The organism is Larsenimonas suaedae, from assembly GCF_023712105.1.
Classification (GTDB): Bacteria; Pseudomonadota; Gammaproteobacteria; order Pseudomonadales; family Halomonadaceae; genus Larsenimonas; species Larsenimonas suaedae.
In genome coordinates, this window is sequence record NZ_JAMLJI010000004.1 from 235,764 (window position 1) to 259,813 (window position 24,050).

18 protein-coding genes are annotated in these 24,050 nt (G+C 62.2%); 12 read left to right on the forward strand and 6 right to left on the reverse strand.

Features of this window, described 5'->3' with window-relative positions:
* The first annotated feature begins 47 nt into the window (after positions 1-47).
* From NAT49_RS12770 to NAT49_RS12780, 3 genes are all read left to right on the forward strand, one after another.
* A complete protein-coding gene (locus tag NAT49_RS12770; RefSeq protein WP_251594810.1) occupies positions 48-1,964 on the forward strand; it encodes a copper resistance system multicopper oxidase in 1,917 nt (638 codons plus the stop codon).
* Complete coding sequence (locus NAT49_RS12775) at positions 1,957-2,784, forward strand: copper resistance protein B (RefSeq protein ID WP_251594812.1); 828 nt, start codon at positions 1,957-1,959, stop codon at positions 2,782-2,784. Before NAT49_RS12770 ends, NAT49_RS12775 begins: the two co-directional genes overlap by 8 nt.
* A gap of 110 nt (positions 2,785-2,894) precedes the next feature.
* Complete coding sequence (locus tag NAT49_RS12780; protein WP_251594814.1) at positions 2,895-3,794, forward strand: DMT family transporter; 900 nt, start codon at positions 2,895-2,897, stop codon at positions 3,792-3,794.
* Between the two features lie 31 nt (positions 3,795-3,825).
* On the opposite strand, the gene NAT49_RS12785 is transcribed toward NAT49_RS12780, so the two are convergent.
* On the reverse strand, positions 3,826-5,001 hold the full coding sequence (locus NAT49_RS12785) for a globin domain-containing protein (protein WP_251594816.1): 1,176 nt from the start codon (positions 4,999-5,001) through the stop codon (positions 3,826-3,828).
* Positions 5,002-5,147: 146 nt separating this feature from the next.
* Between NAT49_RS12785 and norR the strand changes: the two genes are divergently transcribed.
* The 5 genes from norR (at position 5,148) to NAT49_RS12810 (ending at position 11,717) form a co-directional block, all read left to right on the forward strand.
* Positions 5,148-6,653, forward strand: a complete 1,506-nt coding sequence (norR, locus tag NAT49_RS12790) for a nitric oxide reductase transcriptional regulator NorR (RefSeq protein WP_251594818.1) — start codon at positions 5,148-5,150, stop codon at positions 6,651-6,653.
* Between the two features lie 120 nt (positions 6,654-6,773).
* A complete protein-coding gene (locus NAT49_RS12795; RefSeq protein WP_251594820.1) occupies positions 6,774-8,183 on the forward strand; it encodes an amino acid permease in 1,410 nt (469 codons plus the stop codon).
* Entirely contained in the window at positions 8,176-9,138 is a 963-nt protein-coding gene (gene mmuM, locus NAT49_RS12800) for a homocysteine S-methyltransferase (RefSeq protein ID WP_251594822.1), read from the forward strand. The genes NAT49_RS12795 and mmuM overlap by 8 nt, the downstream gene beginning before the upstream one ends.
* A gap of 211 nt (positions 9,139-9,349) precedes the next feature.
* Positions 9,350-10,234, forward strand: coding sequence for a threonine/homoserine exporter RhtA (rhtA, locus tag NAT49_RS12805; protein ID WP_251594824.1), 885 nt, complete (start codon positions 9,350-9,352; stop codon positions 10,232-10,234).
* A gap of 175 nt (positions 10,235-10,409) precedes the next feature.
* Positions 10,410-11,717, forward strand: a complete 1,308-nt coding sequence (locus tag NAT49_RS12810; RefSeq protein WP_251594827.1) for an MFS transporter — start codon at positions 10,410-10,412, stop codon at positions 11,715-11,717.
* Between the two features lie 81 nt (positions 11,718-11,798).
* On the opposite strand, the gene NAT49_RS12815 is transcribed toward NAT49_RS12810, so the two are convergent.
* Positions 11,799-13,598 (reverse strand): aminopeptidase P family protein, encoded by a 1,800-nt coding sequence (locus NAT49_RS12815; RefSeq protein ID WP_251594829.1) that lies wholly within the window; start codon positions 13,596-13,598, stop codon positions 11,799-11,801.
* Positions 13,599-13,786: 188 nt separating this feature from the next.
* Between NAT49_RS12815 and NAT49_RS12820 the strand changes: the two genes are divergently transcribed.
* Entirely contained in the window at positions 13,787-15,490 is a 1,704-nt protein-coding gene (locus tag NAT49_RS12820; protein ID WP_251594831.1) for a methyl-accepting chemotaxis protein, read from the forward strand.
* A gap of 67 nt (positions 15,491-15,557) precedes the next feature.
* Here NAT49_RS12820 and NAT49_RS12825 read toward each other — a convergent pair whose 3' ends face one another.
* Positions 15,558-17,126: a peptide MFS transporter gene (locus tag NAT49_RS12825; RefSeq protein WP_251594833.1), complete on the reverse strand. Its 1,569-nt coding sequence runs from the start codon at positions 17,124-17,126 to the stop codon at positions 15,558-15,560.
* Between the two features lie 322 nt (positions 17,127-17,448).
* Here NAT49_RS12825 and NAT49_RS12830 point away from each other — a divergent pair, with 322 nt between their 5' ends.
* The gene (locus NAT49_RS12830) at positions 17,449-18,684 is read left to right on the forward strand and encodes an MFS transporter (RefSeq protein ID WP_251594835.1); all 1,236 of its coding nucleotides are present in this window, start codon (positions 17,449-17,451) and stop codon (positions 18,682-18,684) included.
* Between the two features lie 38 nt (positions 18,685-18,722).
* On the opposite strand, the gene NAT49_RS12835 is transcribed toward NAT49_RS12830, so the two are convergent.
* Positions 18,723-19,238: a hypothetical protein gene (locus tag NAT49_RS12835; RefSeq protein ID WP_251594837.1), complete on the reverse strand. Its 516-nt coding sequence runs from the start codon at positions 19,236-19,238 to the stop codon at positions 18,723-18,725.
* Between the two features lie 191 nt (positions 19,239-19,429).
* On the opposite strand from NAT49_RS12835, the gene cdd reads away from it, so the two are divergent.
* Both cdd and NAT49_RS12845 read left to right on the forward strand, forming a co-directional pair.
* Positions 19,430-19,834 (forward strand): cytidine deaminase, encoded by a 405-nt coding sequence (cdd, locus tag NAT49_RS12840; RefSeq protein ID WP_251594839.1) that lies wholly within the window; start codon positions 19,430-19,432, stop codon positions 19,832-19,834.
* Positions 19,835-20,021: 187 nt separating this feature from the next.
* Entirely contained in the window at positions 20,022-21,743 is a 1,722-nt protein-coding gene (locus tag NAT49_RS12845; RefSeq protein WP_285836138.1) for a methyl-accepting chemotaxis protein, read from the forward strand.
* 98 nt (positions 21,744-21,841) lie between these two features.
* On the opposite strand, the gene NAT49_RS12850 is transcribed toward NAT49_RS12845, so the two are convergent.
* Together NAT49_RS12850 and NAT49_RS12855 are read right to left on the reverse strand one after the other, a co-directional pair.
* The gene (locus NAT49_RS12850) at positions 21,842-23,431 is read right to left on the reverse strand and encodes an ABC-F family ATPase (RefSeq protein WP_251594843.1); all 1,590 of its coding nucleotides are present in this window, start codon (positions 23,429-23,431) and stop codon (positions 21,842-21,844) included.
* A 122-nt stretch (positions 23,432-23,553) separates the two neighbouring features.
* Positions 23,554-23,940, reverse strand: coding sequence for an MAPEG family protein (locus NAT49_RS12855; protein WP_251595252.1), 387 nt, complete (start codon positions 23,938-23,940; stop codon positions 23,554-23,556).
* Positions 23,941-24,050 lie beyond the last annotated feature (110 nt).

The following is a 24,050-nucleotide window of genomic DNA, read 5'->3' on the forward strand; positions in this document are numbered from 1 at the left end:
ATCGTGCTCTATCAGCCAGAATCATCACGACGGTGAGGGTCATCACGATGGATAAAGCCTTTCAACAGCGCCGGGCACTGCTCAAGGCACTCGCCGCCCTGGGGGCGTTTGGCGCCGTGAGCGCCATGATGCCGGCCGCCGCGCGAGGTGCGACCGCCTCTGTCGCGCCGGGTCACCTCGGGCGTGTTCAGGGTGGGCGACCACGCGATGTGGTCTTTGACGCCCATATCCGAAAGGATACCTTCCGGCTCGGTGACCGCAGCGGCAGCGCCTACAGCGTCAATCACGCCATCCCCTCACCACTGATCGAGCTGTGGGAGGGGCATACAGCGCGGCTTCGGGTTCATAACCACCTTGACCAGCCCACCTCGCTTCACTGGCACGGCCTGTTGCTGCCGTTTCAGATGGATGGCGTACCGGGTGTGGCGTTCGAGGGCGTTGCGCCGAACACGACGTTCGAGGCGCATTTTCCGGTACGACAGACCGGCACCTACTGGTACCACAGCCACTCCGGCATGCAGGAACAGAAAGGGCTGATCGGGCCCTTGGTGGTGCATCCGGCGGGGCCGGACCCCTACGCCGCCGACCGGGATTTCGTCATCGTCCTGAACGACTGGACCTTCGAAGACCCGCACCGAATCATGGCCAAGCTCAAGGTGCAAAGCGATTACTACAACCTCGATGAGCGTACGGTCGGTGATTTCTTCGACGACGTGGCGACCAAGGGGTGGTCGACCACGCTCGAGGAGCGGCGAATGTGGGGCGAAATGCGCATGACCCCGCGTGATATCGCCGATGTCACCGCCATGACCTACGACTACCTGCTCAACGGACACGCGCCGGCCTCGCCATGGGAAGGGCTGTTCGCCCCGGGCGAGACCGTGCGGCTTCGATTCATCAACGCCTCCGCCATGACCTATTTCAATATCCGTATTCCGGGGCTTGCGATGACGGTGATCGAGGCTGACGGCCAGCCGGTGTCGCCGGTCGAGACCGACGAGTTCCAGATCGCGGTGGCGGAAACGTTCGATGTCCTCATAACGCCCGACGCGAGGCCCTACACGTTGATGTGCGAAAGCATGGACCGCACCGGTTTCGCGGTCGGCACCCTGACCCCGCGCCTTGGCGCGCGAGCCCCGGTACCGGCGCTTCGTCCACCGCCCCGGCGCACGATGGCCGATATGAACATGGCTGGCATGGACATGGGCGATATGGACATGGGGGGTATGGACATGAACGGCGCGGCCATGTCCGGGCATGACATGGCCGGAAAGAGCATGTCTGGGAAGAGCATGTCCGGGAAAAACGTGCCTTCTGAATCGCACGCGTCGAGCGGCCACGCCATGGCCGGCCACGGCTCAATGGCGCATGGCGCCCATGACGGTCGTGACAAACACAGCGGAGAAAGCGGTCATGAAGGACACGCGATGGCGGCCGGGCACGGCAGTGAGTCTCCGGGCGACATTCGGGTGCCGGCCACGATGGACAATCGGCTCGATGAGCCGGGCACCGGGCTCGAGGGGCTTGATCACCGCGTGCTGCGCTACAGCGAACTGCGTCGCCCGGTGCCGATCAAGGACCAGCGCGTGCCGAGCCGCACCATCGAGCTGCACCTGACCGGCAACATGACGCGCTACATGTGGTCGTTCGATGGCGTGGCCTACAGCGACTCGACTCCGATCGATCTGGTCTATGGCGAGCGGGTGCGTCTGGTGCTGGTCAATAACACCATGATGGAGCACCCCATTCATCTGCACGGCATGTTCATGGCGCTCGAGAACGATCAGGGCGCGCATCTGCCGCTCAAGCACACCATCAGCGTACGGCCGGCGGCTCGAGTGTCGCTGTTGATCACGGCCGATGAACCGGGCCGCTGGGCCTTTCACTGTCATCTGCTTTACCACATGGACATGGGCATGTTCCGGGTGGTGCGTGTCCTTGATAAGGAGAGCGCTCATGCGTGAGTCGATCGGTCGTTGGACGTGTCTCGTTGTGTCGCTTGCCATGGCGCTTGGGGTGGGTACGCAGGCCCAGGCCCAGTCAGCGCCTCGCACTCAGCCGCTGCCCGGCAAGGCCTCGCTCGATGAGGTGGTGCCGGCCCACGCCGACCCACGAAGCGGCTCGCCTGCCCATTGGGCGCCGCCGGTCGATGACAAGGCGGCCTATCACACCGTGCGGCTGGACCGGCTCGAGTATCAGGGCACAGGCGACAGTGAGGCCTACGTTTGGGACGCCGAGGCCTGGTGGGGCAATGACCGCCACAAGCTCTGGCTCAAGACCGAAGGCGAGGGCGATTGGCGCACAGGCGAGCGGGATCACGCCGAAGTACAGGCGCTTTACAACCGGATGTGGGACGACTTCTGGGATCTTCAGGTCGGTCTGCGTCACGACATCGACCCCCATCCAAGCCGAAGCTATGGCGTATTCGGGCTTCAGGGGCTGGCGCCGTACGGCATCGATACCGAAGCGTCGCTGTTTGTGAGCGAGCGCGGGGACACCAGTGCGCGGCTCGAACTCGAGTATGAGTGGCTGATTACCCAGCGCTGGGTGCTATCGCCCCGTCTTGAAGTCAACGCCTCTGCCCAGCGCGTGGATGAGCTCGAGATCGGTCAGGGCATTACCACCAGTGAGACCGGCCTCAGGCTCGGCTACGACGTTACCCGGCAGGTATCACCCTACGTGGGCATCAGCTGGCAGAACACCTACGGTGAAACCCGGCGCATGCGCGACCGGGACGAGGCTGACCGGTTCGCGGTCGTGGCCGGCATCAGCGCCTGGTACTGACGCAAGTGCCTGCGTGTACGACCGAGTGCGGAACGTTTTCGTAATCCCTGCGTGGCTCGACTAGGCTGAACGGCTTGATTTGAGACCGACGATAATGGGGGATGCGCGTTATGCGAGAGCGTCAACGGCTGGCGAGCGTCGCTGTGGTAGTGATCGGCGCCCTCTGGGGGCTTTACTGGTGGCCGGTGCGCGCACTCGAGGGCACGGTGCTCGAGGGCGCGTGGGGCACGCTCCTGATCGTTTTGATGTCGGCGCTGGTGCTTTCGCCGGTGGCGCTCACGCGCTGGCGCGAGCTCAGGGACAGTCAGCTTTCAACCCTTTTGGTCATCGCGCTCGGGGGCGCGGGGTTCGCGCTTTATTCCATTGGCCTGAGCTACGGGCGTGTGGCCATCATCATCCTGATGTTCTACCTGACCCCGGTGTGGAGCACGCTGATCGGTCGCCTGCTCGGCTGGCCGACGCCCTGGCTTCGCTACGCGGTCATCGCGCTTGGCATGGCGGGCCTTCTTCTGGTGTTGAGCGGGGGCGAGTCGCTTCCACTGCCGCGCTCGCTCGGAGATTGGTTCGGCCTGGCCTCCGGATTCATGTGGGCGGTGTGCTCGATCGGCATGCAGCTTCGTCGCGTCCCGAGCGCGATGACCTCGACCTTCGTGTTCTCGCTCGGAGCGGTGGCGATGTCACTGGTGCTTGCCCTGACGATGGGCGCGCCGGTGTCGGCGCTGGGGGCGGTCGACTGGGGTGGAAGCTGGTACTGGGTCGCACTGCTTGGCGTTGTGTGGTGGGCGGTGATGCTGTCGGTGCTGTTGTGGGCCAATACGCATCTGGAGCCTGCGCGACTGGCGATCCTTTTGATGAGCGAGGTCATTGTCGGCGTGTTTTCCGCCGCGCTCTGGGCCGGAGAGCCACTGGGGGCGGTGGAAATGATCGGCGGCGCGCTGGTCGTTGGCGCCGCGCTTTTGGAAGTGATGCCGGTACGACGCGGCGCGGCCCGCCCCCGAACGCGTCATTGACGCAAGGGCAGGCCGCGCGTGAGCGCCTGAATCAGGTGGTCTGATCGTTCAAGGGGCCGAAGCACTCGTAGTGGCGGCGTGCCTCGGGCACGCCGAGGGCATCGAGGGTGTGCTCGACGTCGATCATGAAGGCGTTGGGGCCGGTGAAGTAACAGGTCGGTTGCGCCGCCAGCGGCAACAGGTCAGAAAGCGTTGAGCGGTCGATGTGGCCTTTTTCGGGCGCGCCGTCGGGGGCCTGACTGAAGCGGTAGTGCACCTCGAGCTGACCGGGGTAGCGGGTTTTAAGTGCTTCGAGCTCGTTTTTGAACGGGCAGTGCTCGGGGTGGGTCGCGCCGTGGAGATAGCTCACCTGCCGGCCCTGGGCGAGCGCCTGACGGGCAAGGGTAATCATCGGTGTCTGGCCGATACCGGCACTGACCAGTGCCACCGGCGCCGTACGGCGATCAAGCGTCAGAAGGCCAATCGGCGGGCAGAGATGCAGGGTGTCGCCCACCGCCATCTCGTCATCCAGATAACGGCTCGCCTTGCCAAGGCTCTCTTTTTTAACGGTGATCTGGTAGTAGGGTGCATCGACCGGGCCGGTCAGGCTGTATTGGCGGTACAGCCGGGTGCCTTCAAGCGTCAGGCGAAGACCGAGGTACTGGCCGGCCTCAAACGCTGCAATCGGCTTGTCATCGTGGGGGGTAAAGCGCAGTGACACGACGCCTTCATCTTCTTCGATGCGCTCGCTGAGCACGAACGGACGCCAGCCCCGCCAGCCGCCGCGCTTGATGTCGTTGTCGTGATAGATCCGCTCTTCCCGAGCAATCAGGTCATTGGCCATCGCCCAGTAAAGCGCACCCCAGGCGTCTTCCACCTCCGGCGTGAACGCCTCGCCCAGCACCTCGCCTGCGGTTTCGAGCAGGCACTCACCCACGATGCGGTAATGCTCCGGCTCTATCTGAAGGGCCGCGTGCTTGTGCGCGATGGTGCCGAGAATGCCGTCGAGGGCCTCGTTGTCCTCGTAGTTCATCACATACGACACGATGGAGTTGCCCAGCGCGCGCGGCTGGGCGCCGGTCTGTTGATGGCGCGGATTGAACAGCGGCGCGATTTCAGGGTAGCGCGCGAACATCATCGGGTAGAAGCGGGTGGTGATGGTGGTGATATGCTGCGCGACCACGGGGGCGGTGTCGGCGATAATCTGGCGCTGAGCGAGGGTGATCATGGCAGTCTCCGGACGTTTGAAGGATGTACATTAGTTGGAGCAATAAATGTGCCAATGTATAACGCCTTGATTTTTAATAGCTTTAGTGCCGCCATGTTGTTTTTTATACAACGCCTGGCGATGTCGAATGGACATCAGGTGTCTAAATGACAACGATTTATCTCGAGATCCAGAACCTTTTGAACCGGCTCGCGCGTAATGAAACGCCGTCCTGGCAGCCGCTTCTCGATGCGCTGCTCAAGCAGTATCCGGGCGACGCCGCGACCCTGATGGTGCGTGAGGGGAACGCGCTGATGCCGGTGGCCGTGCGCGGGCTGCCAAGCGATGTGCGCGGCCGGGCGTTTCAGCTCGATGCCCATCCACGGCTTGCCGTGATTGCCAAGGCCGAGGGCGTGCACCGGTTCGCCCCGGACGACCCCTCGCCTGACCCGTTCGATGGGTTGATCAATACCGAGGGTGATGCGCTTCATGTGCATGACTGCATGGGCGTGGCGCTTCGCGGTCAGGGCCGCATGATCGGCATGCTGACGCTTGATGCGCTCGAGGCCGGGCAGTTCGATAGCATCGATTATGATGAACTCGGGGCCATGGCCGGGCTTTTGGGGGCAAGCCTTGATATGGCGCTGTGTGCCCGTCAGACCCGGGCGCAGCTCAAGGATGTATTGAATCGAAGCGGGGCGGGGCTGCCCGCGCAGTCGCTCACCTGGCGAAGTAATGTCATGCGCCAGCTCGATGATGAAATCGCGCTGGTCGCCCAAAGTGAGATGAGTGTTCTGATTCAGGGCGAGACCGGGGTCGGCAAGGAGCGCATCGCGACCCAGGTGCACGCGCGCTCGCCGCGCCGCGATGGCCCCCTGATCAAGCTCAACTGTGCGGCGCTGTCGCCGTCGCTGATCGAAAGCGAGCTGTTTGGCCACGTCAAGGGCGCCTTCTCCGGCGCGTTTTCCTCTCGCCGCGGGCACTTCGCGCTGGCCGATGGCGGCACGTTGTTTCTCGATGAAGTGGGGGAGCTGCCGCTGGCGCTTCAGCCCAAGCTCCTGCGCGTGCTGCAGGAGGGCGAGTATCAGCCGCTTGGCAGTGAGCACACCCGCACCACCAGCGTTCGGGTGGTCGCCGCCACCAACCGGGATCTCGAACTCGAGGTGGCCGAAGGGCGTTTTCGGGCCGATCTCTATCACCGTCTGTGCGTGTATCCGCTGGTGGTGCCGCCGCTTCGGGCCCGGGGAGAGGATGTGTTGCTGCTGGCCGGCACCTTTCTGGAGGAAAATCGCAGCCGGTTCGGGCTTCGAAATCTGCGCCTCTCCACAGGCGCCGAGGCGGCGCTTGCGGATTACTGCTGGCCCGGTAACGTGCGCGAGCTCGAACACGTGTTAAGCCGGGCGACCCTGAAGGCGCGGCCCCGGCCCGGAGACGTTCTGACGCTCACGGCCGATCACCTCGATCTTGCCCTGGGCGGCGCCACGGCGGCAGTGCCGGCGCCTGCGCGCGAGGAAACCGCCCAGCCGCTTCGCGAAGCCGTCGATGATTTTCAGCGCCGTCACATCGATGCCGTATACACCCAGTGCGATGGCAACTGGGCGGAAACCGCGCGTCGGCTCGGGCTTGATCGCGGCAATCTGCACCGTCTGGCGAGTCGGCTCGGCCTCAAGTAGGAAACCCACCGGTTTCGTGAATGAGCCTGATCGCAGCCCGAGTGGCTGAAGCGGCGTTGTTAATACTTTACAATCCGCCGCCCGGGCGTCAGCCCGGATTCAGTTCACATAGGACGGCTCATGTCATCACAGGCAACTTCCAACGATTTCAAACGTACGATGCAAAGCCGGCATCTGGTCATGCTCTCGCTGGGTGGCGTGATCGGAACCGGCCTCTTTCTGAGTTCGGGGTATACGGTCAATCAGGCAGGCCCGCTGGGGGCGATCATCGCCTATCTGATCGGTGGGCTGGTGGTCTATCTGGTCATGATGTGTCTTGGCGAGCTGGCCGTCGAAATGCCCGAGACCGGCTCGTTCAACACGTACGCTACCCGCACCATCGGCCCGGGCACCGGCTATACCGTGGCCTGGCTCTACTGGCTGACCTGGACGGTGGCGCTTGGCTCCGAGTTCACCGCCGCCGGGCTTTTGATGCAGCACTGGTTCAGTGATGTGCCGGTATGGGTCTGGAGCGCGCTGTTTGCCGCCATCATTTTTTTACTCAACGCCTTTTCCTCGCGGGTGTTCGCTGAAACCGAGTTCTGGCTCTCCCTGATCAAGGTGCTGACGGTGCTTGCGTTCATCGTGATCGGCGCCGCCGGCATCTTCGGGCTGACGCCCGCCGCGCAAGGCCACGGCGCGCCGCTTTTAAGCAATTTGACCGCCGATGGCTGGTTCCCGACCGGCGTCATGCCGATCCTGATGACGATGCTTGCGGTGAGCTTTGCCTTTTCGGGGACCGAGCTGATCGGCATTGCCGCCGGGGAAACCGTCGAGCCTGAAAAGAACGTGCCGCGCGCGATCAAGGCAACGCTCTGGCGGCTGATCATCTTTTTCGTCGGCACCATCATCGTGATTGCCGCGCTGTTGCCGTGGCAGGAAGCCAGTGTGCTCGAAAGCCCGTTTGTCGCGGTGTTTTCGCGCACCGGCATTCCCTACGCGGCCGACATCATGAACTTCGTCATCATCACCGCACTTTTGTCGGCGGCCAATTCCGGACTTTATGCGGCCTCGCGCATGCTGTGGTCGCTTGCCGAGCAGAAGACGCTGCCGCAGATGTTCGGTCGTGTTACCCGCGGCGGCGTGCCGTTGAACGCCATCATTTTCAGCATGATCGGCGGGCTGTTCTCGCTGCTGTCGAGCCGGTTCGCACCGGATACGGTCTACATCGCGCTGGTGTCGATCTCGGGTTTTGCCGTGGTGGCAGTGTGGATGGTGATCGCGGCCAGCCAGTTCATGTTTCGACGCCAGTACCTCGCCGCCGGTCATGACCCGGCGCGCCTTGGCTATCGCGCGCCGCTGTACCCGCTGGTGCCGCTGCTGGCGTTCGGGTTCTGCGCGCTGTCCTTGATCGGCATCGCCTTCGACCCCTCCCAGCGGGTCGCGCTCTATTTCGGGCTGCCGTTCGTGGCCCTGTGTTATTTGATGTATTACCTGACGCGGCCCGAGGTACCGGGCAACGCGCAGCCTGAGGAGAGACCCCATGACTGACCCGATCAAGACGCTTCTGGCCGAGACGCCCTTTGCGGTAGTGGATGGGGCGCTTGCCACCGAGCTCGAGCGGCTCGGCTGCGATTTGAACGACAGCCTGTGGTCAGCGCGGGTGCTGTCTGAAGCGCCCGAGTTGATCACGAAGGTGCATCGCTCGTATTTCGAGGCCGGTGCCGACATCACCATCACCTCGAGCTACCAGGCCACGTTCGAGGGGTTCATGGCGCGCGGCATGAGCCATGACGAGGCCCGCGCGCTGATCCAGCGCTCGGTCGCGCTTGCCGTTGAGGCGCGCGATGCGTTCTGGGCCGAGCAGGCTGATTCAACGCGCGCCCGCCCATTGGTGGCGGCGTCCATCGGCCCGTACGGCGCCTATCTGGCCGACGGCTCGGAGTACCGAGGCGATTACGCGGTAGGCGAGGACGCGTTGGTGGCGTTTCATCGTCCGCGAATCGAGGCGCTTGTTGAGGCGGGCGCGGATCTGTTTGCCTGCGAGACGCTGCCGTCATTAGTGGAAGCGCGGGCGCTGGTGCGCGTGCTGTCGGAGTTTCCTGCGGCGCGGGCCTGGATCACGTTTTCAGCCAAGGATGACCGGCACATCAGCGACGGCACGCCGATTGCCGAGTGCGCGGCGTTTCTTAACGGTCAGCCTCAGGTGGTCGCGACCGGCGTCAACTGCACCGCACTCCGGTTCATCGAGCCGCTGCTGGTCGCGATGGCGTCCGTCACCGACACGCCGCTGGTGGTCTACCCCAATTCCGGCGAGCAGTACGACCCGACAACCAAGCAGTGGCACGGAAGCGATGACGCCGACTGCGCGCATGACGGTTCGGCGTTTTCCGCGCTGGTGCCGCTGTGGCTGAGCGCCGGCGCCCGGCTGATCGGCGGCTGCTGTCGCACAGGCCCTGAGGACGTCAAGGCCATCGCCGCGCTTCGAGACGAGCTCGATTCATAGCGCCAGGGTATCGATTGAACGGCCGCCCACAGGGCGGCCTTTTTGTGTTCGGCACCGGTCGATGGTGCGTTAAAGAGCGGTTGATCGCGCGTACATGGCGCAGACAACAATGAGCAGGGGCGAATATACGATGCTGGTCTGGTCGTCAGTGCGCTTAAATACAGGGCGTGGCTGAGGCCCTTTTCCGTAGCGTTTACCGAGGTTCGATTTTATGCATGCACAACGCGTTCCCCTTTGGCCGGTCGGCTTGCTGATGGTGTCCATGATGTCGATTCAGGGCGGGGCGTCGCTTGCCAAGCAGCTGTTTCCGATGGTCGGTGCCTCGGGGGCGACCGCATGTCGCTTGATTGCCGGGGCGCTTTTGCTGTTGCTGGTGTTGAGGCCCTGGCGCAAGCGCCCGAGCGCGCGGGACTGGAAGCTGCTGACGGTCTACGGTGTTTCGCTGGGTGTCATGAACTATCTGCTGTATCAGTCGATCGACCGCATTCCGCTCGGCATCGCGGTGGCGCTCGAGTTTACCGGGCCGCTGGCGGTGGCGACGCTCAAGTCTCATCGGGTCGTGGATCTTTTGTGGGTGGCACTGGCGCTTGGCGGCATCGTGCTTTTGATGCCGCATGACAGCCTGAACGGCTCGCTCGACCCGCTCGGGGTGGCGTTCGCGCTCGGGGCGGGGGCGTGCTGGGGCATCTACATCTGGTTCGGTCAGAAGGTCGGCACCGATTTCGGCGCCGAAGGCGTAGCGATCGGGGTGACGATCGCCGCGCTTGTGATCGCACCGATCGGGCTTGCCCAAAGTGGCTTCGAGGGCTTCAGCTGGAACATTGTGCCGCTGGTGGCAATGGTGGCGCTCCTTTCGACGGCGCTGCCCTATGCCCTTGAGATCATCGCGCTCAGGCACTTGCCGACCACCATGTTCGGTACCCTGATGAGTCTCGAGCCGGCGCTTGCGGCCTTGTCGGGGCTTCTGTTTCTGGCCGAGTTCCTGACGCTCGTTCAATGGCTTGCCATCAGCGCCATCATGGCGGCGTCCATCGGCACCACGCTTACCGGGCGCTCGCGGAACAAGTCCTGGGAAAGCGCGCCCGTGCCGGATTGAGTGTGACTGAAGTGGAGTAGTGACTGAGTGCTTATCCGGGGGCGGGCGTACACCACGGATCAAGGTCGTTCTGGCCCGACTGGATTCGGATCTTTTTAAAAAAAGCGCATGGCCAAGTAGTGTCTGCGCGTGTCAGCGCCGGGGGCGAAAGGCGCCGGCATAGGAGAGGGTATCAATGACGTCTGTATGTTCCAGCGCCTCCGCGGCCACCGGCGCGCCGGTCAATTCGACCGGAAAGGTGGTCGCCGCCAGCCTGATCGGGACCACGATCGAGTTCTACGATTTCTATATCTACGGCATCGCCGCGGCGCTGGTCATTGGCCCGATGTTCTTTCCGGCGACCTCCGAGGCCGCGCAATCGATGGCGGCGTTCATGAGTTTCGGGCTGGCGTTTCTGGCGCGCCCGCTGGGAGCGTTCATCTTTGGCCATTTCGGTGACCGGCTCGGGCGCAAGACCACACTGGTGGCAAGCCTCATGCTGATGGGCGGGTCGACGGCGCTGATTGGCTGTCTGCCCGGGTATGACCATTGGGGCGTCATGGCCCCGCTCGCCCTATGTGTGCTGCGGTTTTGCCAGGGCCTTGGGCTTGGGGGCGAGTGGGGCGGTGCGGCGCTGCTTGCCACTGAAAACGCGCCCGAGGGCAAGCGGGCGTGGTTTGGGATGTTCCCACAGCTCGGTCCGTCGTTAGGTTTCCTGCTGGCCAATGGTGTGTTCTGGGGGCTATTGGTGATGTTGGGCGAGGAGGCGTTCAAGGACTGGGGCTGGCGACTGCCGTTTCTGCTCAGTGCCGTGCTGGTTGCGGTCGGGCTCTTCGTTCGAATGAGCCTGAGTGAGTCCGCCGTCTTTACCAAAGCCAGTGCTTCGGCATCTGCCGAGCCCCGGCTTCCGTTTATGGATGTGATGGCGCATCACAAGCGTCCCCTGCTGCAAGGGACGTTTGCGATGGTGGCGTGCTACGCGCTTTTTTACACCAGTGCGGTGTTTGCGCTGAGTTATGGCACTCGAAGCCTTGGCTATGACAAGCAGGCGTTTCTTGGGCTTTTATGCATCGCGGTGGTGTTCATGGCCATCATGACGCCCATTTCCGCAGCGCTTTGTGACCGGCTTGGCCGCAAGCCGGTATTGATCGCGGGAATGCTGATTACCATTGCCTCCGGACTGTCGCTCGGGCCCTGGCTCGGTAGCGGAACCACGGTTGGGGCACTTGCGTTTCTATGTCTGTCGCTTGGCGCCATGGGACTGATCTTCGCGCCGATGGGGGCGCTGTTGCCGGAGCTGTTTCCGACCCGTGTGCGCTACACCGGGGCCTCGGCGGCCTACAATCTGGCCGGCATTCTCGGCGCGTCCGTGGCGCCCTGGGTCTCGGAGCTCTTGGTGGCACACGGTGGCTTGAGCTGGGTGGGTGGCTACGTCAGCGTCATGGCGCTGGTGAGCCTGTTGGCGGTACTGACCCTTCGTGAAACGCGCACCGGCACGCTTTGAGCATGAGTGTCCGTATGAACTGAACGCGCCGGCACGCCTCTCATCGAGCGCTTGCCGGCGCGATATGCCCGCCTTTTTTCCTCAGACCGGAAGCGTTCGGCGCTGCAGCCATTCCAGCGCCCGCGTCGTCATTCGACGGGCGCTCAAGCGCTCGTGGACGACGCTGTGGTAGTGGTTGAGCCAGGCGCGTTCTTCCTCATTCAAGAGCAGCAGATTGAGCGTGCGGGTGTCGATCGGGCACAGCGTCAGGGTTTCGAACTCGAGAAAACGACCGAATTCGTTGTGGGTGGTAGTGCGGTTAACCACGAGGTTTTCGATACGCACCCCCCACTGCCCTTCACGGTAAAGCCCGGGTTCGATGGAGGTGATCATGCCGGCTTTCATGGCGGTGCGCGGTGCGGCGCCGGCCTGCCAGGAAATCACCTGCGGCCCCTCGTGGACGTTCAGGAAGTACCCGACGCCATGGCCGGTGCCGTGGCCGTAATCAAGCCCCGCCTGCCAGAGCGGATTGCGCGCGATGGCATCGAGCTGCGGGGCGGGAATGTCTTCTGGAAAGTGCGCCGAGGACAGCGCAATCAGCCCCTTGAGCACCCGGGTGACGCCATCGCGCTGGCTCGAGTTGAGGTGGCCGACCGGGACCATCCGCGTGATGTCGGTGGTGCCGCCCAGGTACTGCCCGCCGGAATCGATCAGAAGCAGGCCGTCCTTGCCCGTAATGTGGCTGAACGCTTCCTCGGTTGCGCGGTAATGGGGCAGGGCGCCGTTCTGGTTGAAACCTGCGATGGTCGGGAAGCTTTCGCCGACAAAATTCGGGCGCTTCTGGCGCTCCTCGCGAAGGCGCTCGTCGATGGTCAGCTCCGAGACCGCCTCGCCTTGGGCCAGCGCCTCATCGAGCCAGGCAAAGAACTCACACAGCGCCACGCCGTCGTCTTCCATCGCGTCTCGAACGTGGGCAAGCTCCATTTCTCCCTTGCGGCTCTTGGCAAGCGTGGTGGGCTGGCTTGCCTCGATCAGGTCGGCGCTTTCAGGGACGGCGTCTGCCAGCAAAAGCGTCAGCTTCGAGGGGTCGATCAGGACATGGCTCGAGGGCGACAGCTCAGCGACCTGGCGGGCCGCGTTCTCATACGGTGCGACCTCGATACCTGCCTGTTCGAGGGCCGAGCGCGCCTCGCGCTCGAGTCGGTCGCCCTCGACAAAGAGCGTCGCCTGGTCCTGGGTAATGAGCATGTGCGCCAGAAAGATCGGGTTGTACTCAACGTCGCTGCCGCGGAGGTTGGTTAGCCAGGCAATGTCATCGAGCGCGGACAACAGGTGCGCGTCGGCGCCCTGATCCGTCATCGCGCTCCGAAGTGAGGACAGCTTTTCCTTGGTGGACTCGCCCACCCACTGGCTGTCGTGGCAGTAGATCGGAGCGTTGGGCAGCGCCGGGCGCTCCGACCAGATGTGATCAAGCAGATCAGTTGTGGTATCGAGCTTTAGGCTTGCCGGCTGCAGAACGTCGTTGAGCGTGCGCGCTTCCTTGAGCGACAGCACCGCGCCATCGGCGCCGACGCGGCTGTTCTTGGGCAGGTGCGTGACAAACCACTGCATCGGCGCTTCGGCGTCGCGAGGTGACCATTTCTCGAGCGCGATGCCGCTGCCGGCGAGCTGCTGCTCCGCCTGCACCCAATAGCGGCTATCGACCCAGAGGGCGGCCTTGTCCTGAGTGACCGTAAGCAGCCCGACCGACCCGGTGAACCCTGAAAGCCACGCCCGGCCCTGCCAGTGCGCCGGCAGGTACTCGGAAAGATGCGGGTCGTCAGAGGGCAACCACCAGCCATCGAATCGATGAGCCTGCATGGCGTGGCGTAGTGCGTCGAGGCGCTGGGTGTGGGCGGACATGAAACACTCCAAAACAATTGAATCCAGGCGCAAAGCATAGCCGATGTGCACCGATGTCCGGTATGTGGGCAGTAAGTGCCGTCAAAAAAGTCGGTCATATCGTTCTATTTAGTCGACAGGACCCCAAAGATTGCGGGCGCTTTGGCCGTTACTGGCATTTCTCCCTTCTGAAACCGTAGGAGCACCGGATGAAAATCGAGACCATGCGCGCCCGCATGATTCTTATTCTGGCGAGCGTCATCGTAAGCATGATCGTGTATAGCCTGTATGAGGCCAACAACGCGCGGTCGCAGCGTTTCGATGAAAAGCGCCACTTGCTTCAAACCAACGTCGAGATCGCGACCACGCTGGTGAACGCCGAGTACGAACGGGCTCAGCGCGGCGAGATTTCAACCGAACAGGCCAAGGCCAACGCGTTGTCCCAGCTCAATGCCATGCGCTGGAATGAGGGGTCGGGCTATGTGTTCGTGTTTGATTCCAAGCCAAGCGTCGTGATGCACCCGATCCTTCCGGAGCTTAATGGCCAGAACGTCGCAGGCAAGACGGATCAGAAAGGCAAGCCGACCTACGACATCATGGTGGACAACGGCCTCAAGCAGGGCGGTGGCTTTATCGAGTTCGTGTGGCCCAAGCCCGGCGAGACCACGCCGGAGCCGAAACTTGGCTACACCGAGTATTTCAAACCCTGGGACTGGCACTTGGCATCAGGCCTTTATCTGAGCGACCTCAAGACCGCGTTCCTGTCATCACTTTTAAGTAGCCTGCTGTTGGCACTGCTGTTGTCCGGCATCATTCTCTGGAACATGCGCGCGATCAAACGCGTTCTCGGCGGTGAGCCCAACGACGCCGTGACCATGGCGCGCCAGATCGCCAAGGGCGATCTGGTCGACCGCTCCGGTACCGCCTACCCCGAAAACAGCCTGCTCGGCCAGCTTCAGATCATGCGGGTCCAGCTCGGCGACATGGTCTCTCAGGTGCGTAACAGCGCCCAGACCGTCACCTCAAGCAGCGCCGAAATTGCTCAGGGCAACAACGATCTTTCCGACCGCACTCAATCTCAGGCGGCAAGCCTCGAGGAGACCGCGGCCTCGATGGAACAGATCACCGCCACCGTCAAACAAACCGCCGAAAGCGCCCGCGCCGCCGATCAGCAGGCGTCTTCTGCGCGCAAGGACGCCCAGCGTGGTGGCGAAGTGATGGAAAAAGCGATCGAAGCGATGGGCGGCATTCACGAGTCCAGCAAGCAGATCACCGACATCGTCAGCATGATCGAAGGCATCGCCTTCCAGACCAACCTGCTGGCGCTCAACGCGGCGGTCGAGGCGGCTCGGGCCGGTGAACACGGCCGGGGTTTCGCGGTCGTTGCCTCTGAAGTGCGAGAGCTTGCCCAGCGCGCGGCCAAGGCCACCGACGACATCAAGTCGCTGGTCGAGCAGAGCGGCGCACGTATCGATGAGGGTACGGCGCTGGTGCGTGAATCCGGCGAGACGCTCAATGAAATCGTAAGCTCGGTCTCGCGGGTGTCGGATCTGATTTCCGAGATTTCCGAAGCCGCGCGGGAGCAGACCGCCGGCATCGATCAGACCAATCTCGCCATTACCGACATGGACCAGGGGACCCAGCAGAACGCGGCGCTGGTCGAGCAGTCGGCGGCGGCAAGCAAGCTGATGCAGGAGGAAGCCGAGCGACTCGCAGCGCTGATGGCCACCTTCACGCTGGATGCCTCTGCCGAGAGCCGGCCCGCTGCCGTGAGCGAACGCTCGGTGCCTGCCAGACCGGTGGCTTCTGTCTCACCGGTCCCCTCGGCGCGCCCGGTACGTGCCTCGGCGCCGGCCAAGAAGGCCCCGGTGCGGGAAGCCGTTACCGACAGCGACGACTGGGAAACCTTCTAAGCCACTTAAGATGTTCCCCATGAAAAAGGCGGCCCTGGAGGCCGCCTTTTTAGCAGGAACGGAGAGGTCAGGTCGTTTGTTCGGCCGTCGTTCCTTTCGGGTTGATCGTGCCCAGATGACCCAGGTAACGCTTCATCACCGGCACGAGCAGCATCAAGGCTGCCGCACAGATGATCAGTGCCAGGGCGCAGCGTCCGAACAGTTCCGGCAACTGGGTGATTTCTTCCGGGTTGACGTGCCCGCCGATCAGTCCGGCCACCAGATTGCCAAGCGCCGAGGCCGTGAACCAGAGCCCCATGACCTGGCCCCGCATCTTGAACGGCGCCAGAGCGCTCATGCTGGAAAGCCCGACCGGGCTCAGGCACATCTCCCCAAGGGTCAGCAGAAAGATACTGCCGGTGATCCACCAGAGCGACACGGCTTCTGTGCCACCCACGACACGCTGCGCCGCCAGCACCATCAGGCCGAATCCGCCGGCGGCAAACAGAAGCCCCATCACGAACTTCATCGGGCTACCGGGCTCGAGACCGCGTCGGCCCAGCGCCGGCCACAGCCAGCCAAACAGCGGCCCGAGCACGATGATGAAAAAGGGATTGAGTGACTGAATCCAGACCGTCGGGATCTGAAAGTCACCGATCATGCGGTCGGTGAAGTCTCGGCCGAACAGGTTGTAGGACGTGGGCTGCTGTTCGAAGGAGGCCCAGAAGCAGGCCGCGGCGGCCACCAGCAGAAAACAGACGCCGACGCGAAGCCGTTCCTCCCCGGACAGGCCGTTGAAAAAGGCCAGAAAGATGAAGTAGCCGAGCGCACAGACGATGATGACGGTGGTCATCGAGGTGGCAATGGCCACCGGGTCGAGCGGAATATAGCCGGCCATGGTCAGCCCGACCGCCACCGCGACAACGGCCATGATGCCGGCTACCCAGCGCCCGACGCCTTCGCGCTTGACTGCCGGGCCATCCCAGGTGGCTTCGCGGTTTCTCAGCTGATCACCGCGCTTCATGGCCGGTACCGCGCTCAATCGGAAGATGGCAAGTGCGACCAGCATGCCGATGCCGCCGATGCCGAAGCCCCAGTGCCAGCCGAGCTGCTTCATCAAAACGCCGGTAATGAGGGGCGCAACCAGCCCGCCGATGTTGATGCCCATGTAGAAGATGGCGAAGCCGCCATCGCGTCGGGCATCACCTTCCCCGTACAGCGTGCCGACCATGACCGAGATGCAGGTCTTGAAAAGCCCCGAGCCTGCAACGATGAAGGCAAGCCCCAGAAAGAACACCGGCGCTCCCAACAGTGCCGACAGCGCGATGCACAGGTGGCCAAGGGCAATGATCAGGGAGCCATACCAGACGGCGCGCTGCTGCCCCAGCCAGTTATCGGCAAGCCAGCCGCCGGGCAGGGTCGCAAGGTACAGGGTGCCTGCAAAGATGCCGACAATCGCCGAGGCGGTGGTGCTTGAAAAGCCAAGGCCGCCGTCTTGAAGCGTGGCCGCCATGAACAGCACCAGCAGGGGCCGGATGCCGTAGTAGGAAAAGCGCTCCCAGAGTTCGGTAAAGAAAAGGGGCCCAAGCGCCCGAGGGTGGCCGAAAAAGCCGTGATCGCCCTTCGCGCGGGCGATGTTGTCAGAAGATGTGTTCATGAGTCGAAGTCTTGTTGGCTGATCTGTCAGTTTTTATTGGAGCGACAACGTTTCATGTTGTCGATGGCTTGTCAAAGCGTGATGAATACTGCGTTGTCGGATAGTCTAGCCTTTTATTTAATTGACGCGTTGGTCAGCTTTCAGGAAGCGGTCGCTGATGGCGTCGATGGCCTCAGGTGTGCGGGTCCGAAATGCGTTCAAACGAAAGAGGCCGTGCACTGGTTTGCTTGGTTGCGTTTCTGAAAAAAGAGACCGCAGCCGATGGGCAGGGCGTAACGACCCGATCTATCGTTTGGGTTTCAATCATCAAAACGAGGGTGTGATGCACAGCGAACAGGAAGCGGCCTCAGTGCCCCCCGCCGAGGCCGCGTTCATTGAGAAAGGCACGTCTGGCTACCGAGCGACCATGCTTGCGTTGTTTCTGGGCGCGTTTTCGACCTTTGCGCTCCTTTATTGCGTACAGCCGATGATGCCGCGCTTTTCAAGCGCGTTCGGCATTACCGCAACCGAAGGCAGCCTGGTGCTTTCGGTCGCGACCGCGGCGCTGGCGGTCGGGCTTTTGATCACCGGGGCGCTTTCAGATGCCATCGGGCGCAAGGGCATCATGGTCACGGCGCTGTTTGGCGCCGCTGCCTGCACGCTTGCCGCTGCACTGATGCCCAACTGGCCGCTGGTGCTGGTGATGCGGGCGTTGGCGGGGCTGTCGCTGTCGGGGCTGTGTGCGGTCGCCATGACGTATTTGAGCGAGGAAATCGCGCCACGCTTCGTCGGTGTCTCGATGGGGCTCTACATCGGTGGCAGCGCCATCGGGGGCATGGGCGGTCGCTTGATCAGTGGCGTGTTGGTCGATTGGCTGCACTGGCGTTGGGTGCTTGCGATCATGGGGGGGCTGTGTCTGATCACGGCGCTTCTGTTTACACGCCTGCTGCCGCCCTCACGGCATTTCGAGTCGCGGCCATTCAGCCTTAAAAGCCTTGTGTCGGCCTCGCGAATGCATCTTCGCGATGCCGGGCTTCCCTGGCTGTTTCTGGAGGGGTTTCTGCTGATGGGCAGCTTCGTGACGCTGTTTAATTACGTCGCCTATCGTCTGCTCGGCCCGCCGTATCATTTCAGTCAGGCCGTGGTTGGGGTGATGTCGATCGTCTACCTCTCCGGCATCTACAGCTCGGCCTGGGCGGGGGCGCTGGCGGATCGACTCGGCCGACCGCGGGTATTTTGGGTCTTTATCGTGGTCATGATGACAGGGCTTGCGATCACACTTCTGACGCCGTCCTGGGCGATTCTTGTTGGGATGCTGGTGTTCACGTTCGGCTTCTTTGCCGCGCACTCGGTCGCAAGCGGCTGGGTCGGGCAGCGCGCGCGTCAAGCGCGAGGGCAAGCCTCATCGCTTTATCTATTCAGCTATTATCTGGGCTCGAGCTTGGCGGGTACGCTTGGTGGTGTGTTCTGGCACTGGCAGGGATGGCCGGGGGTGGCCTTGTTTATCGGGGTGCTTTTAAGTGTCGCGCTTGCGGCGGCGCTCAAGCTTAAGGGTGTCTCGGGTGATGGCTCAAGTTAAAGGTATACCGAGCAAGGGCTCGGTATACCGGAGCCGAATCAGATCTGACCGACCTTGACCAGCTTGCCTTTCATGGCTTCGGGCACATCCTCGATCATGACGAGGTTGAGCGATTTCTGCTCGCCTTCAAGGGCCACAGCGTCGCCCAGATCGGCGTCCACTTCATCCGGTGAAAGGGTGTACATACCGCCGTTGAAGGGGTCGACGATTAGCCAGCCAATAAGACCGCCAAACAAGATGTTGCCGCCAATGTACCAGCCGTTCGCCGACGTGGTTAGATCCACCGTGCGCGGGGCATAGCCCTCTTTCTTGAGTTCAACGTGGTAGGTCTTGCCACCGAAATAGCTGCCGTCGGACTTCTTGAGTGTGACGGTGGTCGGTGTAGTGCCGGTAAAAACCCGCTTGGCCGTTTCGTCAGTAATAACGACATTGGCATTGGACGGCGTACTGTTGATGGTCACGCTCTGGTCGCTGTCGCCAACGATGGAAGCGCAGCCGGTCAGCGTCAGGGCCGCACAGGTGCCGACGAGGGCGGCAAGGGTCTTGAATGTCATTTAAAGCTCTCTTTTTATAACCCGCTTTGAAACACGCCTCGCGTGAGGCGATGATGAGGACACCGACCGTTCTGGTTGATGCAAGTGCTTGTGGAGTAACGACATTCACACGCACTTCTTTAGATTCTTTTTTTTAACTTATAGTCAGGTGCCGCTCCGGCGGGTGCTTGGCCTACCTCAAGGAGACAGCCATGTCAGTGAGTCACACCGAAATCCAATGCCTGATCACGGCTCGAAATCACGCCTATACGCCGTACTCCAACCATCCAGTGGCGGCATTGGTCGAGGATGATCAAGGGCGGCAATTCACTGGGTGCAATGTGGAAATTGCGAACTACAAGGGGCTTTGCGCCGAGGCCAGTGCGATTGCCTCAATGGTCTCTCAGACCGGCAGTACCACCCTTGCCCGCGTGGTCGTGATGGGCCCGGGTGAGGCGTTGTGCACGCCCTGTGGTGATTGCCGCCAGCGCATTCGTGAATTTGCAACGGTTGATACCGAGATCGTGGTCGTGAGTGGTGAGGGCGAGGTGCTCAAGCGCTATTCGATGGAAGCGCTGCTGCCGGATTCGTTTGGCCCGGAAAATCTGCCGGATTGACGCGAAGGGTCGTGGAATGGGAAGCGTGTAACTACTGTGGAGCTTTAGATAATACTGAAGAGTGTCGGGTGGCGTGCCGATAGCACTGGAGCCGGTCTTAATGCGGCCGATGGCGGGGCACGGTATGCCGTAGCGACGGGGTTATCAGTGCCGTGAACATAAAAAGAACATGTCACGGGGTTTCACCATGTTTCTCACTCGAAGTGTCAAAGCACGTCTGACGGCCTCTATGGCCTTTCTCGTTGTCCTGTTGGTTGCAATTGGCTCGCTGGGATTATTCAGTGCAAGCAGCGGTCAGGAAGACCTCCGCGAGTCCTATGAGGAGAGTTTGATACCGATTCGAGCGCTGGGCTCGGTGCGGGCCAATTTGTTGATGAACCGTACGCAAGTGACCACGGCGCTGTTGCTCAATGATGCCAGCGCGGTGCCCGCCATCCGACAGACCATGACCGGGTTAGCCGAGCGCGTCGATGAGCAGTGGACGACCTATCTATCCTCCGGCACCCCCGCGCCGGAGGAGCGTGCCGGTATCGACGCATTCCAGAAGGAGCTGCCAGAGCTTCGCGCGAGCCTTGACCGCGCGATGACGCTGGCCGCCGCTGGTAATTTCGACGGCGCTCGCTCGCTTCTGGATACAGAGCTTGAGGGCGAATACAGCGCCATCATCGAGCAATTGACCGATCTGATTGTAATCAACGAGCGATTGGCCGCGGAAAACTTCGTCGACAGTAAAGAGAGCTACGCAACGCTGCGGACGCTCTCGGTCGCGGCCATGGTGCTGTCGATCATCTCAGCGATTGCGCTGGCGTTCTGGCTGGTGCGCGGCATCATCACGCCGCTTTCCAAGGCGCGAGATTTCGCCACCGAACTTGCCGAGGGCAACCTGAATGCGCGCATCAACGTCACCTGCAAGGATGAGTTCGGGCAGATGCTTGATGCGCTGGTCGACATGCGTAACCGGCTGACCGGGGTGGTCACGACCGTACGTTCAAGCGTTGAAGGCGTATCGCTTGGCTCGCAGGAAATTTCGAGCGGCAACGACGACTTGAATCGCCGAACGCAGGAGCAGGCGGCGAGCCTTGAACAGACTGCGGCCTCGATGGATGAGATGACCTCGACCGTGCGTCAGAACGCCGAAAATGCCTCGATCGCCAATACGCTGGTGGGCGAAGTCAGCAATACCGCTCATGACGGCGGTAACGTAGCCCAGCAGGCGGTGGCCGCCATGGCGGACATCAATGCCTCCAGCCAGCAGATTTCCGGCATTATCAGCCTGATCGATGAAATCGCGTTCCAGACCAACCTGCTTGCGCTGAACGCCGCGGTCGAGGCGGCGCGGGCCGGCGAGCAGGGCCGGGGCTTCGCGGTGGTGGCCGGTGAGGTCCGAACGCTTGCCAGCCGCAGTGCCGATGCGGCCAAGGAGATCAAGCAGCTGGTCGATCAAAGTGTCGATCGGGTCGAGGCGGGCTCCAGGCTGGTCAATCAGGCCGGTGAGTCCCTGGGTGAGATCGTCGAGGGGGTTAAGCGGGTGCAATCGCTTGTGACCGAAATCGCGCACGCGAGCCGCGAACAGTCTCAGGGCATCGAGCAGATCAACACCGCGATCTCGCAGATGGACAACGTCACTCAGCAAAACGCGAGCCTGGTTGAAGAGTCCAGTGCGGCAAGCCAGTCACTGAACGATCAGGCGCGTTCGCTCATGGAGCAGATCGCGTTCTTCAAGCTCGATGGCGAAGGTGCTCACCGGGCGATGGCATCCTCCGCGCCTGCGCCTCGCGCAAGAACGACCGCTTCCACCCAAACCTCGAACGTGACCAGAGTCGATGAGCCCAAGAGCGCGAAAACGGCGCCCAGACAGGCCGCGCGGGCCGAGACAGCCACTGCCGACGACGACTGGACGACCTTCTAAAACCGCGCCCTGCACATCGGGCCGAAATGATCTGCGCCCCGCTCCGGCATGAACCGGAGCGGGGCGCAGCTTTGTTCAGCCAGGGCCTGGGGGCAGTGTCAGCCGTGGATGCCCTGGCTTCTGAGGTAGTCGTCGTAGCTGCCGCTGAAGTCAATGACGCGATCGCCTGTCATGTCGAGAATGCGAGTGGCCAGCGAGCCGACGAATTCACGGTCATGGCTTACAAAAATCAGGGTGCCGGGGTAGTTATCTAGCGCCAGGTTGAGCGCTTCGATGGATTCCATGTCGAGGTGGTTGGTCGGCTCGTCCATCACCAGCACGTTGGGCTTTTGAAGCGCCAGCTTTCCAAACAGCATCCGGCCCTGTTCGCCACCGGAAATGACCTTGACCGATTTGCCGATGTCGTCGTTGGAAAACAGCATCCGACCGAGGGCGCCGCGCACCATCTGCTCGCCTTCGCTTGTCCACTGGCCCATCCAGTCGAAGAGGGTCTCTCCGCCGCGAAAATCGTCCGCGTGGTCCTGGGCGAAGTAGCCGACCTCGGCGGCGTCGGTCCATTTGACCTCGCCTTCGTCCGGCGTCATCGCGCCGACCAGGCAGTTCAGAAGCGTGGTCTTGCCGATGCCGTTGGGCCCAATGATCGCGACCCGCTCGCCGGCGTCGACCTGAAGGCTTAGGCGGTCGAACAGCACGTTGTCGCCCCAGGCTTTCTTGAGCTTGTCGACGGTGAGTGCCTGACGGTGAACCTTTCGGGTCTGCTCGAAGCGAATGAAGGGGCTGACCCGTGAGGAGGGTTTAACCTCCTCGAGCTGAATCTTGTCGATCTTGCGCTGGCGCGAGGTGGCCTGCTTGGCCTTGGAGGCATTGGCCGAGAAGCGGCTGACGAACTGCTGAAGCTCGGCGATTTCAGCCTTCTTCTTGGCGTTGTCGGCGTGCAGGCGTTCACGCGCCTGGGTGGCCGCGATCATGTACTCATCGTAATTGCCCGGGAACAGCCGGAGCTCGCCGTAGTCCAGGTCTGCCATGTGGGTGCAGACACTGTTCAGGAAGTGGCGGTCGTGAGAAATGATGATCATGGTCGAGTTGCGCGCGCTCAAAACGCCCTCGAGCCAGCGAATGGTGTTGATGTCCAGGTGGTTGGTCGGCTCGTCGAGCAAAAGCACGTCCGGGTCGCTGAACAGTGCCTGGGCGAGCAGGACGCGCAGCTTCCAGCCCGGGGCGATCACGCTCATGGGCTGGGTGTGCTGTTCAAGTGGAATGCCAAGGCCCAACAGAAGCTCACCGGCGCGGGCTTCGGCCGTATAGCCGTCCATCTCGGCGAACTGCACTTCAAGCTCGGCGACCTTCATGCCGTCTTCTTCGCTCATCTCGCTTTGGGTGTAGATACGCTCGCGTTCGGCGGCAATGTGCCAAAGCGCTTCGTGACCCATGATGACGGTGTCGATCACGCGTTCGCTTTCGAACGCGAACTGATCCTGTCGAAGTTTACCCAGACGAATATTGGGGTCTTTCATGACCTGGCCGCTGGTCGGCTCGAGATCGCCCCCGAGAATTTTCATGAAGGTGGATTTGCCGCAGCCGTTGGCGCCGATCAGACCATAGCGATGGCCGGCGCCGAATTTGACGGATACGTTTTCAAACAGCGGCTTGGGACCGAACTGCATGGTGATATTGGCAGTAGAAAGCACAGCGGGAGCGTCTCGCGGGGGGAGGTAAGAATCGGCCCCGGCCGGGATGACCGGTACGGGGCGTCAAGGTATTGGCAGGTATTGTACGTGTTCGAGCGCAAGGCGTCATTGCGCATGTGGCGCTAGAACACCACGGCGAGCAATAGAAGCAACAGGCCAAACATGCTGACCATATAGACCAGTGAGCGCACCCAAGGAATGCCGAGGGCGTAGAGCGGCACATACACGATGCGCGCCAGCAGGTAGAGCCAGCAGCCCCAGAGGGTCATGGCGCCTTCCTGATGCGTTATATGAACGATCAGCACCGCCGCGATAAACAGCGGCAAGGTCTCGAACAAATTGCGCTGTGCTCGAAAGAGGCGGCCAGTGACCTTGCCCATCGGTGGGCCTTCCTTGTCGCGCGGGCCGGCGTTGTATTCGACGCCGGTTTCCCGGTTGCGCCACATGGCCGGCAACAGGATTTGGACCACGGCCAGAATCAGTGTCCAGCCCAATAAATGAAGCTCCATGCTCACGGTAACGCCCTCCGAGGTTTGATGCCTCAAGCGTAGACGCAAACGCACGTGTTTACCGTTGGCGACAGTGCCCTACAAATCGGCACAGAACTCCTGAAGACAGC

Excerpts from the sequence above, each read along its gene's own strand:
- NAT49_RS12770 (WP_251594810.1), top strand. The coding sequence starts at position 48 with ATGGATAAAGCCTTTCAACAGCGCCGGGCACTGCTCAAGGCACTCGCC.
- NAT49_RS12775 (WP_251594812.1), top strand. The coding sequence starts at position 1,957 with ATGCGTGAGTCGATCGGTCGTTGGACGTGTCTCGTTGTGTCGCTTGCC.
- NAT49_RS12780 (WP_251594814.1), top strand. The coding sequence starts at position 2,895 with ATGCGAGAGCGTCAACGGCTGGCGAGCGTCGCTGTGGTAGTGATCGGC.
- NAT49_RS12785 (WP_251594816.1), bottom strand. The coding sequence starts at position 5,001 with ATGATCACCCTCGCTCAGCGCCAGATTATCGCCGACACCGCCCCCGTG.
- norR (WP_251594818.1), top strand. The coding sequence starts at position 5,148 with ATGACAACGATTTATCTCGAGATCCAGAACCTTTTGAACCGGCTCGCG.
- NAT49_RS12795 (WP_251594820.1), top strand. The coding sequence starts at position 6,774 with ATGTCATCACAGGCAACTTCCAACGATTTCAAACGTACGATGCAAAGC.
- mmuM (WP_251594822.1), top strand. The coding sequence starts at position 8,176 with ATGACTGACCCGATCAAGACGCTTCTGGCCGAGACGCCCTTTGCGGTA.
- rhtA (WP_251594824.1), top strand. The coding sequence starts at position 9,350 with ATGCATGCACAACGCGTTCCCCTTTGGCCGGTCGGCTTGCTGATGGTG.
- NAT49_RS12810 (WP_251594827.1), top strand. The coding sequence starts at position 10,410 with ATGACGTCTGTATGTTCCAGCGCCTCCGCGGCCACCGGCGCGCCGGTC.
- NAT49_RS12815 (WP_251594829.1), bottom strand. The coding sequence starts at position 13,598 with ATGTCCGCCCACACCCAGCGCCTCGACGCACTACGCCACGCCATGCAG.
- NAT49_RS12820 (WP_251594831.1), top strand. The coding sequence starts at position 13,787 with ATGAAAATCGAGACCATGCGCGCCCGCATGATTCTTATTCTGGCGAGC.
- NAT49_RS12825 (WP_251594833.1), bottom strand. The coding sequence starts at position 17,126 with ATGAACACATCTTCTGACAACATCGCCCGCGCGAAGGGCGATCACGGC.
- NAT49_RS12830 (WP_251594835.1), top strand. The coding sequence starts at position 17,449 with ATGCACAGCGAACAGGAAGCGGCCTCAGTGCCCCCCGCCGAGGCCGCG.
- NAT49_RS12835 (WP_251594837.1), bottom strand. The coding sequence starts at position 19,238 with ATGACATTCAAGACCCTTGCCGCCCTCGTCGGCACCTGTGCGGCCCTG.
- cdd (WP_251594839.1), top strand. The coding sequence starts at position 19,430 with ATGTCAGTGAGTCACACCGAAATCCAATGCCTGATCACGGCTCGAAAT.
- NAT49_RS12845 (WP_285836138.1), top strand. The coding sequence starts at position 20,022 with ATGTTTCTCACTCGAAGTGTCAAAGCACGTCTGACGGCCTCTATGGCC.
- NAT49_RS12855 (WP_251595252.1), bottom strand. The coding sequence starts at position 23,940 with ATGGAGCTTCATTTATTGGGCTGGACACTGATTCTGGCCGTGGTCCAA.